We start from the raw sequence: 11,157 nt of genomic DNA, 5'->3' as shown, positions 1-11,157 counted from the left end.
CCTCCTCCTGCCGCCTTAACGGGAGGCGGCGCGGGGCGCGAGGCGGGGGACCGCATGGCGCCCATGTGCTCATCCGCAGCCGACCCCGTTCCGCGTTGCCTGCCGCTCCAGCCAGGAGGCGGAGCGGTAGAGGCGCAGCCGGAAGCCGGCCTGGGCCGGGATGTCGAAGCCGGTGGGGCTGGAGAGGGTGACGGCGCGCAGGTTGCCCAGGCAGCGCAGCGGGATGAGCTGGTTGGCGATGAGCTGGAGCCGGGCCGTGGAGCCATCCGCGCGCAGGGAATCGAGTGCCAGCAGCGGGCGGGTCTCGTAGGCCCAGGTCTCCCATCCCCGGCCGAATTGCAGGGCGGTGAGGCGCTGCGGCGCGGCGAGCTCCACCCGGGCGGTGCCTTCCGCGATGCGGAGGGTGAAGGCATCGGCGGGCAGGGCGCGGGCGCGGGCGAGGTCGAGGCCGGCAGCGAGGACCAGCACCATCGGCAGGGCCCAGCGCCAGCCCGGGCGGAGCGCGGCGCCGAGGCCGAGGAGGAAGAGGAGGCCGAAGCCGAGCATCAGCCGGGCGACGGTGGCGCGCTGCGCCGGGTCGTCCAGCTCCACGGGCAGGAGCAGGCCGAAATGGAAGGGCAGCCCCCGGTCGAAGAGGAGCTGGTAGGTCATGGTGGACTGGCGGTTTTCGAGGAAGGCGTTGGGGTCCGCGAGGAAGAGCCCGGTGTTGAGCAGGGTGATGGCCGCCAGGACGGCGCCGGGGATGCGCATGACCAGGCCGCGTTCCCGCGCGATCCAGAAGGAGAGGCCGAGGGTCAGCATGGGGACGGAGAGGACCCAGAAGCGGGCGGGCCAGCCCTCCCCCGGATTGACGCCGACGCCGGTGAGGGCGGCGAGGAGGGCGAGGACGAGGCCCTGGCGCGCGGCCGGGCTGCCCCGCCAGGCGGCCGCGGCGAGGCCGGCATAGCCGAGCACCCAGACCGGGGCATAGGCGAGGAGGCCGTGGCGGATGTTGAAGAGCTGCATGGGCAGCACCTCGGTCCAGGCCCAGGGGAGGGGCGGGCGGGCGGTGTTCACCGGGCCGGTGACCGCGCCGTAGACGGCGAGGTTGAGGGTGACGAGCAGGGCGAGGCCCAGGATTCCGGAGAGGACGAGCAGGGCGCTGCGCCGGAGATCCCAGGCGCGGAGGGCGGGCCAGAGGAGGAAGGCGTAGAGGGCGGCGGCGACGACGGAGCCGCGCATGTGGACGATGGGGATGACGGCGAGGATGGCCGCCGTGAGGAGATCCGCCCGGAGGTTTTCCCCGGCGCGCTGCACCCGCCACCAGCCCAGGCAGACGAGGGCGAAGACGAAGGTCTCCATGTAGAAGAGGTGGAGATAGGGCAGGAGCGGGATGGAGAAGGCGGCCAGCGCGGTGGCCAGGAGGGCGGGGCGCGGGCCGGCCGCGAGGCGGCAGAGGCGGTGCAGGGTGAAGAGCCCCGCGAGGCCGGCGAGGAGGGTGACGAGCCGGGGGGCGTGCAGCGGGGAGAGGAGCGAGAGGGGCGAGAGCAGGGCGGGGAGGTAGACGGGGTTCATCACCACCGCGCCGCCCGCGCCGCGGGGGAGGTCTGCCGAGGGGACGCCGTTGGCGAGCTGGTGGAGGGCCGACCATTCGGCCGCGGGCATCTGGAAGCTGCCGTGGCGCAGGAGGGAGGCGGCGTAGAGGATGTAGCGGGGCTCGTCCCCGGTCATCGCCTGGCGGCGGATGAGGAGGAGGGTGGCGGCGAGGGCGACCAGGAGGGCCGCGAGGAGGATGTCGTCCCAGCGCCGGGCGTGGTTCGGGGGGGCGGGGACGGTCATCGGCTTGGCCTGGAGCGCCGGGGTGGCGCAGGCCGCCCGGGGGATTCGGACTGCGCTGGCGCGCGGTGGGCCGGGGGGAGGCTGGTGCTCCCCCCGGGGGGTCTCACAGTTCGCCGCCCTTGCGGCCGGCCATGGCGCCGAGGCGGAGGCGGAGCGCGTTGAGCTTGATGAAGCCCTGGGCATCGAACTGGTCGTAGGCGCCCTGGTCTTCCTCGAAGGTGACGTGCTTCATCGAGTACAGGCTGTTGGGGCTGCGGCGGCCGGTGACGATGGTGTTGCCCTTGTAGAGCTTGAGGCGGACCTCACCGGTGACGCTGGCCTGGGAGGCATCGGCCATGGCCTGGAGCATGCGGCGTTCCGGGGAGAACCAGAAGCCGTTGTAGATGAGCTCCGCGTAGCGGGGCATCAGGCTGTCCTTGAGGTGGGCGGCCTCGCGGTCCAGCGTGATGCTCTCGATCGCGCGGTGGGCGGTGTGGAGGATGGTGCCGCCGGGGGTTTCGTAGGCGCCGCGGGACTTCATGCCGACGAAGCGGTTCTCCACCAGATCCAGCCGGCCGATGCCGTTTTCCTTGCCGAGGGCGTTCAGCTTGGTCAGCAGGGCGGCGGGGGAGAGGCGTTCGCCGTTGATGCCGACGGCGTCGCCGCGCTCGAACTCGATGGTGATTTCGGTCACGCGGTCCGGGGCGTCGACCGGGGAGACGGTGCGCTGCCAGACGATCTCGGGGGGCTCGTCCCACGGCTCCTCGAGGACCTTACCTTCGGAGCTGGAGTGGAGGAGGTTGGCGTCCACGGAGAAGGGGCTTTCGCCGCGCTTGTCCTTGGCGATGGGGATCTGGTGCTCTTCCGCGAACTGGATGAGGCGGGTGCGGGAGGTGAGGTCCCATTCGCGCCAGGGGGCGATGACCTTCACGTCCGGCTTGAGGGCGTAGTAGGCGATTTCGAAGCGGACCTGGTCGTTGCCCTTGCCGGTGGCGCCGTGGCTGACGGCGTCTGCCCCGACCTTTTCGGCGATCTCGATCTGGCGCTTGGCGATGAGGGGGCGGGCGATGGAGGTGCCGAGGAGGTAGCAGCCTTCATACTGGGCGTTCATGCGGAACATCGGGAAGACGAAGTCCCGCGTGAATTCCTCACGCAGGTCGTCCATGAAGATGTTCTCCTCCTTGATGCCGAGGAGGCGGGCCTTTTCCTTCGCGGGGCCGAGTTCCTCACCCTGGCCGAGATCGGCCGTGAAGGTGACGACTTCCGCATTGTAGGTGGTTTGCAGCCATTTCAGGATGACGGAGGTGTCGAGCCCGCCGGAATAGGCGAGGACAACCTTCTTAACGGATTTGCTGTTCATGGGCACGCGCATCGCGGGAACCTTCCGGGAATTCGGTGCGGGGGGCCTGCGTTGCCGCGGGGGCGTGCGTGGGCGGGCCCCGGCGGGAGCGCCGGCGCGTTCCGCTGGGGGGCGGGTGTGCCGCAGCGAAGGCGCCGCCGCAAGGCGTGAGCGCGGCCGGGCGCGGGGCGCCGCGGGCCGGCGGGCGCCGGGGCGGCGGGGCCGTGCGCTGCGCCGGGGATGGCGGGCGCGTGGGGGCCGAGGGCGCGGGCTGTGGCGGGGCGGGCGGCGGTGCGGGTGCCGCGCCGGGCGATGGTGCGGGCCGTGCGCCGGGTGGCGGCGGGGGCACCGCGCCGGGTGACGGTGCGGGCACCGCAGCGGGCGACGGTGCAAGCACCGCGCCGGGGATCAGGGCCAGCCATAGCGGACGACCCGGGGGATGGATTTGCGGCCGAGGGCGGCCCGGGCGAGCCAGGCGAGGCTTTTGAAGTGCTGCCGGGCCGCCGCGATGGCCGCCCGGGTGGGGGCGAGGCGGGGCGGGGGCAGGCGGGCCAGCATTTCGGACAAAAGGGGGTTGGGGAGGAGCCAGGGCGGGCCGTTGAGGGCGGTGTGGAGGCCCAGCTTCCGGATGAGGAGGAGAAGGGGCATGCCGCCGATGCGGGCGGCGCGGCGGGTGGCGCGGCAGATGGCGTATTCGAGCTGGCGCAGGGGGTGGGTGGGGGCGAGGGCGGGCAGGGCTTCGAGCAGGCGGTGCCAGAGGCCGGCATGGGTGAGGCGGCGGAAGAAGCGGGCGACGGATTGGGCGTTGCCGTAGTGGGCGGGGAGGTTCTTCCAGGGTTCGCCCGGGGTGTGGGCGAGGTGGAAGATGGCGTTCATGCGGGCGCGGAGATCGGCCGTGCGGCGGCCCTGGGGGGAGCGGGGGAGGACATAGGGGGCGAGGGCGTGCCACTGGAGGTCGGTGAGGGGTGTGTGGGGGCGGGGTGGGGTGAGGCGGGACATGGGTGGGGGTGCCTCCGCTGCAACTGGACTTGATCAGCTATAGGAGTTTAGTCCTTTTGTCAACAGTCTTTCCGGCTGACTATTGTCCCTGCTCACTTTCCCCGCCCGAGCTATTAGGCCCAATTTTCGCTCGAAATAGCTTGTCTCTGGTCGCTGATATAGTCCGATCAAGGTCCTCCTGTGATACTCGGATCTGTAATCGGTCTTGCACGAACTTCAGGCGCGCCTCGCAGGGTTGTATAACCTCAGCCCAAGTCTTCACCCAAATCTTCTCATTCTCGCCCTCATGAAGCAGTCCGGCAGGTCTGTCGCGTTGATGAGCCCGCATTTTGGCCAAAGCGTTCATCTCGCCAGTCACAAGGAAGAACGTCCAATTTATTGATAGACCAGCGAACTCGCTTTGAGACGTTAATACATGACAGTATTCCATAATCTGATCGATCTCTTTGGTGCCGATGCTAATTGAGGGGCGCTTTAGCTCCACGATCAAGAACTCAAACTGGTCCTCACGCCCGGTCGGCAAGGTGCGCCCTAAAAGACAATCGAGTCTACCAATACTTCCGTCCATTTTCCGAACTGAGCGCTTCGAACTCTTGGCATTTACCTCTTGAGCTACGCGTTCCACAACGCGTGTCAGTCCCACTTCAGGCACCGAAACATTAAAGTTCTCGCCGAAGATCCATGTATTATCCCTTACTAGCATGTCGAGTTCACCGCGTTCGCGGGTGATGGCCTTGTGCTTCGGATCAAAAACCAGCTTTCTCAGTAAAGTCAGAGTACGAACCCGCTCGGCCACAAAGCTGGACGCGGCAATAACCGAGCCAAGATCCGTCTTCGTTAGGAGGTCCGAAAAATCATCCTGTTTATTCTTCGGCAGGTTTACCACTGCTTGAAGAATGTGTGAAAGTGACTCTGGGTTGTGCCTTAGTGCCTCTTTAAGAAGAACCAGAGTCATGCGCTTAAGCTGCGTCTCGGCTTTTCGGAAATGCCGAGAGTAAGATGACAGGGCTTGTGTCGCCATGTCAAAGACCTGACGTTCTCGCTTTTCTACCTCAGAGCCAGGATCGCCTTCGTAAGGGTAGGCGCCATCCTTACGAAGTTGATCGATGAGTTCACTCGTGAGTTCTTGCTTTCTCTCTCGGAAATGTCTCCCAACTACATCTCGAATTTCTTCCAGTACGTATCTAAAATCCGGATCGGTCAAATCATCAATCTCTAGCAAGTTACCTTCGAAAACTTCCTTGAAAAAGGAGGAATACGCATACACGGTGAACAGAAAGTCAGGCGCTGTTATGCCAGCTGGTTGGGATCCGAGCACAACGCCAGCTTCTAGACCAAGCTGAATGCGGCGATTAGCGAGAGGCTCCGCTGCGGCGTTCCATTCGATCACGCTAAGCTTTAGGTCATCGATAATTCTTCCAGGTGCATGTATGAGGCGGACAGGAAAACTACGCTGGAACGTTATTGCTGATTTTGGATCAACGAGTTTGCCATTGTAAAGTACTCTGACGGCGTCGTATTCGAGGAGATATGGGGCGAATATCGCGGTAATTTCAGCGTGTGCAGCATTGGTTGTTAAATAGTCGAACGGCTCTTTCAATTGACTCAAAAATACTTTGGTTCCCGTAGCTTTGGCATCGGTCGACTCCTCTGTGACGTCGCATTCCTCGAGCGTCTTGGAGTCCATTAGAACGGTAGTTTTCTTAAAGTCCCCTTTTAACTCCCAGACGCTCTCCCATTTTGCCTTATGGGCCAAAGAAAAAAAGCGTAGGCGTCCTTTTCCTTCTTTGCCGTGAACAACTCTATTATACTTGGGAGTCCGGTTCGTTTGGAGCTTCCAAGAATTGCCTAGGCCCTGAAACTCTCGCTCGGCTTCCTGTTGGGAAAACCCGGTTCCATTATCCCGAACAATTACCGCGAGAGTGCCTCCAAGCTCATTGACGTCAAATTCTACAAGTACTTCGGTGGCATCGCCATCAAGAGCGTTCCAAATGAACTCCGCGACCGCCTTCACTGGATCGCGAACGCGAGCGATCTTCTCAAGATGGTCCTGCTTCGCAGCCAACTTGAGTATGGTCACTGTTGTCCCCCGAATCTGTATGCCTGACTCAACTTACCCTACTGCCTCAGGTGCGATTCTGAAGAAACCTTGTATCCCTAGTCCCGACCCAGCGCGGCAGCCCTTACAGGGGTCCGGGGACCAAAAGTCCCCGGCGGAGGGTGCGGGAGGCGGCGCCTCCCGCGGGCCGCATTCCCTACCCGGCCCGATCTTCCGCGCCCGGCCTGACCCACCGCACCAACCCCGGCACCCCCACCCACTGAAGCCCCGCCGAGGCCACGACCATCAGCGCCACCACGGCCACCACCGCATCCCTTGCCCAGAAGGGGTCTCCGTTGGGGAGGGTGGTGGGGAGGGCGAGGGCGATGGCGAGGGCGACGACGTTGCGGCCGGAGCCGCCGGCGAGGAGGCAGGCGGCTTTCCAGGAGGGGACGCAGCCGCCTTCCGCGTGGGGGATGGGGGGCGAGCGGGGGTGGGCGAGGGCGAGCCAGGAGAGGGCGAACTGGACGGCCCAGCAGAGGGTCATCAGTGCGAGGGCGGTGAGGGCGAGGGTGGGCCAGGGGAGGGCGTGGGTTCCGGCCAGGGCTTCGGGGATGGCGCGGCCCATGAGGAAGAAGAGGGTTCCGGTGAGGAGGGTGTCGAGGCTGCGCCAGAGGTCTGAGGTGAGCTGGCGGGATTCGGGGGAGGCGATTTCGGTGTTCAGGGCTTCCCGGTGGCGGATGACGACGAGGGTGAGGCCGGCGGCGATGAGGGGGGCGATGGGGGAGGCGCCGATGGCTTCGCCCAGGGCGGCGGCGGCGAAGGGGGTGGCCAGGGAGAGGGCGGTTTCGGTGGCTGGGTTGTCCAGCCGTTTGCGGAGGGCGGCCATGGCGAGGCCGAGGGCGATGCCGGCCGCGCAGCCCGCCGTGAGGTCGTAGGCGAGGGTTTGGGCGATGGGGAGGAGGCCGGGGAAGGGGTTTCCGACCTGTTTTGCGGTCCAGATGGAGAGGGAGACGCCGAGGAGGGGGGCGGAGGCGAGTTGGGCGGAGAGGGATTCGGTGATGGCGGGGGGGAGGCGGTCGGCGAGGCCGGATTCGGTGAGGACGCGGGGTTCGGCGACGGCGGCCGCGACGCCGATGGCCATGCAGGCGATGGGGTCGAGGTTCAGGAGGAGGTAGGCGGCGTAGCCGCAGGCGGCGGTGAGGGCGAGGGTCCAGGCGGCGCCCATGGCGACGCCGCGCCAGGCCGTGCGGGCGAGGAGGGAGGGGGGGAGGTTGGTGATGGCCGCGTAGAGGAGTGGGGGGAGGACGAGGCCGAGGACGATGAGGGGGTTCACCCGGATTTCGGGGATGGGGCCGGGGAGGAGGATGGAGGCGAGGCCGCCGGCGAACCAGGCGATAGAGGGGGGGATTTTCGTCAGGCGGGCCAGGGCGAGGAGGAGGGCGACCGCGACGATGGTGAGGGCGACGAAGCGGGTTTCGGCCATTCCTGTGCGCCCGTGATTTGCCGGGGTGGAACGGTGCGGGGCTGGTGGTGGTTGAGTGCGCCGGTCGGGTTTAGCGGGCCCGTGCCATTCCCCAAAAATAGAAAGGGGCCCGGGGGGATACCTCCCCCCGGCCTTTATGCTGCTGCCGCTGCCTTCTTCGCGCGCTCGCTTTCCGTCTTCAGCTGCCCGCAGGCCGCCATGATGTCCTTTCCGCGGGGGCGGCGGACGGGGGAGGAGTAGCCGGCGTCGTTGAGGATGTTGGCGAAGCGTTCGATCTGGGCGCGCTTGGAGGTGGCGTAGGGGGAGCCGGGCCAGGGGTTGAAGGGGATGAGGTTCACCTTGGCGGGGAGGCCGTGGAGGAGGCGGACGAGTTCGCGGGCCTCGGCTTCGGAGTCGTTGATGCCGTCGAGCATGACGTATTCGAAGGTGATGCGGCGTGCGTTGGAGGCGCCGGGGTAGCGGTGGCAGGCCGCGAGCAGTTCCTTGATGGGGTATTTGCGGTTGAGGGGGACGATTTCGTCCCGCAGTTCGTCGGTGACGGCGTGGAGGGAGACGGCGAGGTTGACGCCGAGTTCCGCGCCCGCGCGGTCCATCATGGGGACGACGCCGGAGGTGGAGAGGGTGATGCGCCGGCGGGAGAGGGCGATGCCCTCATTGTCCATGGCGATCTTCAGGGCGGTGGCGATGTTCTCGTAGTTGTAGAGGGGTTCGCCCATGCCCATGACGACGATGTTGGAGAGCATCCTCGTTTCGGACTGGGGGGTGGGCCATTCGCCGTAGCTGTCCCGCGCCGCCATGAACTGGCCGATGATTTCGCCGGCCGAGAGGTTGCGGACGAGCTTCTGGGTGCCGGTGTGGCAGAAGCGGCAGGAGAGGGTGCAGCCGACCTGGGTGGAGATGCAGACGGCGCCGCGGTCTTCCTCAGGGATGTAGACGGTTTCGACCTGTTGCTTGTCCCGCATCTGGAAGAGCCATTTGCGGGTGCCGTCGGTGCTGGTCTGTTCGGTGGTGACGCCGGGGCGGCCGATGGTGAAGCGTTCGGCCAGCTTGGCTTGCATCGGCTTGGCGATGCTGGACATCTGGGCGAAGTCGCGGGCGCCCTGGAAGTAGATCCAGTGCCAGATCTGCTTGGCGCGGAAGGGCTTTTCGCCGAACTCGACCACCGCCTGGGTCAGTTCCTCACGCGAGAGGCCGACGAGTTCGCGGCGGCCGTGCTCGTCCACCTGCGCCGGGGGGGCGAAGAGGGCGGATTTGGCGAGGATGCGGGTGCGCTCGGCCTCGGTGAGGGAGGCGGTGGGGGGCGCGACCGGGATGGCGGGGGTCTGGGCGTTCATGGGGCCATTCAGCGGGCGGGGCACTCGCGCGAGATGGCCTCGTAGGCGGCGGTGAAGCCGGTGAGGGAGAAGGTCTCGGTGGTGCTGCGGTTGTTGGGGGCGGGGGATTTGGCGACGGCTTCGCGGCCGGCGCGGAAGGCGGCGACGGTGGCGCGGCCGTCGCGCGCGAAGGCGTTGTCGCCGGCGGTGTAGAAGTCGAGGTCGTTGCTGCCGACGTCGACCTTCACCTCGGCGTTGCGGGGGAAGGCGCGGCCGATGCGGAGCGCCACCTGGTCCCGGCCCTGGGGGCGATGAGTGACGGTGAGGAGGGCGTTCTGGCGGCCTTCCATGCGGGTGAAGGCGTAGCAGACCTTCGCGTTGCCTTCCTGGTGGGTGGCGGCGGTCCATTCCCCGAAGGTGCCGAGGCGCTGGGGGCCGTTCCCCGGGGCATTCCCCTGGGCGTTCCCTTGGGCGGCGTTGCGCTGCTGGGCGGGGGCCGGGCTGGCGGCGAGGAGGGACAGGGCCGCGAGGACGAGGCCCTGGGCGGCGAAGGTCTTGCGGATCATGGCCCCGCAGATAGTCCTCCTGCGCCCCCTGCTTCAACCGCCATGGGCGCATGGCGGGCCATTGTCTTCGTTCCGTGTTGTCTTTCGGCGCGCGGTTTGGGTGCGATCTGGCGGTGTCATCGGGGCGTGCCTTCACCGGGCGCGGCGGGTGGGGTGTGATGGGGGGCGTTTCGGAGGGGGTTGCGGGTGGGGCAGGGGCGGGCGGGGGAGGTGTTCGGGACCTTCCTGAAGCTGGGGCTGACCTCCTTCGGGGGGCCGGTGGCGCATCTCGGCTATTTCCGGGAGGAGCTGGTGGTGCGGCGGCGCTGGATCGGGGAGGCGGGGTATGCCGACCTGGTGGCGCTCTGCCAGTTCCTGCCGGGGCCGGCGAGCAGCCAGGTGGGCTTCGCCATGGGGCTGTTGCGGGGCGGGGCGCTGGGTGGGCTGGCGGCCTGGGCGGCGTTCACCCTGCCCTCGGCGATCATCCTCGCGCTGTTCGCCATGGGGCTGGGGACCGTGCAGGGGCCGTTGGGGGCCGGAGCGCTGCATGGGCTGAAGGTGGTGGCGGTGGCGATCGTCGCGCAGGCGGTGTGGGGGATGGCGCGGAGCCTTTGCCCAGACCTGCCGCGCGCCGGGATCGCGGTGGCGGCGGGGGTGCTGGCCTTTCTCGTGGCCGGGGCCTTCGGGCAGGTGGGGGCGATCGCGCTGGGGGCGCTGGCGGGGCTGGTGCTGTGCCGGGGCGGGGCGGAGGCGCCGGGTTCGGGCGCGGAGGGGTTCGGGGTGTCGCGCCGGGCCGGGGTGGCGGCGCTGGTGGCGTTCGGCGTGCTGCTGCTGGGCCTGCCGCTGCTGGCCCAGGCTTCCTCGGGGCTGGCGGTGTTCGATTCCTTCTACCGGGCGGGGGCGCTGGTGTTTGGCGGGGGGCATGTGGTGCTGCCGCTGCTGGAAGCGGAGGTGGTGCGCCCGGGCTGGGTGCGGCAGGAGGATTTCCTGGCGGGCTATGGGGCGGCACAGGCCGTGCCAGGGCCGCTCTTCACCTTCGCGGCCTATCTGGGCGCGCTGATCGGCGGCTGGGGCGGTGCGGCGCTCGGGCTGGTGGCGGTGTTCCTGCCCGGGCTGCTGCTGGTCGTGGGGGCGTTGCCCTTCTGGGCCGGGCTGCGGGCGCGGCCAGGGGCGCGGGCGGCCCTGCGCGGGGCGAATGCGGCGGTGGTGGGGTTGCTGGCGGCGGCGCTGGCCGGGCCGGTCTGGCAGGGGGCGGTGCTGGGCTGGGAGGATGTGGCGCTGGCGGCGGTGGGATTCGTGCTGCTGGTCTGGGCGCGGGTGCCGTCCTGGGGGGTGGTGGCGCTTTCGGCGGCCGGGGGGGCGGTGCTGGCGGTGGTGTGAGGAGGGCTCCGCCCTCCCCCCGCCAAGGGCCTGAGGCCCTTGGAACCCCGTCTGACTGCCGTGGATACCCCGGATCGAAGGGGTCTCTCGTTAGATGTTGATTCTGCCATTGCAGTCGCCTCCGGTCGATGACCCAAGGCGCACCGTCAGCTGAATGACTCCAACTCGAAGACAAAGATGATGGGTCGAAGGCACTGCCTTCGACGGGTCCGGGGAGAGGAAGAATTCCTTCTTCCTCTCCCCGGGACAGACCGCCAGCG

Annotated in this window: 8 protein-coding genes; 1 reads left to right on the top strand and 7 read right to left on the bottom strand. The window is 67.8% G+C overall.

From position 1 onward, the window contains the following. Window positions 1-69 precede the first annotated feature (69 nt). The 7 genes from BUB97_RS07110 to BUB97_RS07080 form a co-directional block, all read right to left on the bottom strand. Window positions 70-1,818, bottom strand: a complete 1,749-nt coding sequence (locus BUB97_RS07110) for a hypothetical protein (protein WP_073133085.1) — start codon at window positions 1,816-1,818, stop codon at window positions 70-72. Between the two features lie 103 nt (window positions 1,819-1,921). Continuing rightward, the gene (locus tag BUB97_RS07105; protein ID WP_073133371.1) at window positions 1,922-3,157 is read right to left on the bottom strand and encodes an argininosuccinate synthase; all 1,236 of its coding nucleotides are present in this window, start codon (window positions 3,155-3,157) and stop codon (window positions 1,922-1,924) included. A gap of 387 nt (window positions 3,158-3,544) precedes the next feature. Further along, entirely contained in the window at window positions 3,545-4,135 is a 591-nt protein-coding gene (locus BUB97_RS07100) for an IS5/IS1182 family transposase (protein ID WP_073133083.1), read from the bottom strand. 79 nt (window positions 4,136-4,214) lie between these two features. Continuing rightward, a complete protein-coding gene (locus BUB97_RS07095; RefSeq protein WP_175562575.1) occupies window positions 4,215-6,215 on the bottom strand; it encodes an ATP-binding protein in 2,001 nt (666 codons plus the stop codon). 175 nt (window positions 6,216-6,390) lie between these two features. Beyond that, window positions 6,391-7,659 (bottom strand): cation:proton antiporter domain-containing protein, encoded by a 1,269-nt coding sequence (locus tag BUB97_RS07090; RefSeq protein WP_073133078.1) that lies wholly within the window; start codon window positions 7,657-7,659, stop codon window positions 6,391-6,393. Between the two features lie 134 nt (window positions 7,660-7,793). Next, on the bottom strand, window positions 7,794-8,993 hold the full coding sequence (gene rlmN, locus BUB97_RS07085; RefSeq protein WP_073133369.1) for a dual-specificity RNA methyltransferase RlmN: 1,200 nt from the start codon (window positions 8,991-8,993) through the stop codon (window positions 7,794-7,796). A gap of 8 nt (window positions 8,994-9,001) precedes the next feature. Continuing rightward, window positions 9,002-9,538, bottom strand: a complete 537-nt coding sequence (locus BUB97_RS07080; RefSeq protein ID WP_073133076.1) for an invasion associated locus B family protein — start codon at window positions 9,536-9,538, stop codon at window positions 9,002-9,004. Window positions 9,539-9,748: 210 nt separating this feature from the next. Between BUB97_RS07080 and chrA the strand changes: the two genes are divergently transcribed. Next, the gene (chrA, locus tag BUB97_RS07075) at window positions 9,749-10,897 is read left to right on the top strand and encodes a chromate efflux transporter (protein WP_217659592.1); all 1,149 of its coding nucleotides are present in this window, start codon (window positions 9,749-9,751) and stop codon (window positions 10,895-10,897) included. The last annotated feature ends 260 nt before the right edge of the window (window positions 10,898-11,157 follow it).

The sequence above is a fragment of the Muricoccus roseus genome (assembly GCF_900141905.1).
GTDB lineage: Bacteria > Pseudomonadota > Alphaproteobacteria > Acetobacterales > Acetobacteraceae > Roseomonas > Roseomonas rosea.
The sequence above is the reverse complement of the archived record's forward strand: the minus strand, read 5'-3'. Positions and strand labels throughout refer to the sequence as shown.

Bases quoted from the DNA above. Each gene is read 5' to 3' on its own strand.
- BUB97_RS07110 (WP_073133085.1), bottom strand. From the start codon at position 1,818: ATGACCGTCCCCGCCCCCCCGAACCACGCCCGGCGCTGGGACGACATC.
- BUB97_RS07105 (WP_073133371.1), bottom strand. From the start codon at position 3,157: ATGAACAGCAAATCCGTTAAGAAGGTTGTCCTCGCCTATTCCGGCGGG.
- BUB97_RS07100 (WP_073133083.1), bottom strand. From the start codon at position 4,135: ATGTCCCGCCTCACCCCACCCCGCCCCCACACACCCCTCACCGACCTC.
- BUB97_RS07090 (WP_073133078.1), bottom strand. From the start codon at position 7,659: ATGGCCGAAACCCGCTTCGTCGCCCTCACCATCGTCGCGGTCGCCCTC.
- rlmN (WP_073133369.1), bottom strand. From the start codon at position 8,993: ATGAACGCCCAGACCCCCGCCATCCCGGTCGCGCCCCCCACCGCCTCC.
- BUB97_RS07080 (WP_073133076.1), bottom strand. From the start codon at position 9,538: ATGATCCGCAAGACCTTCGCCGCCCAGGGCCTCGTCCTCGCGGCCCTG.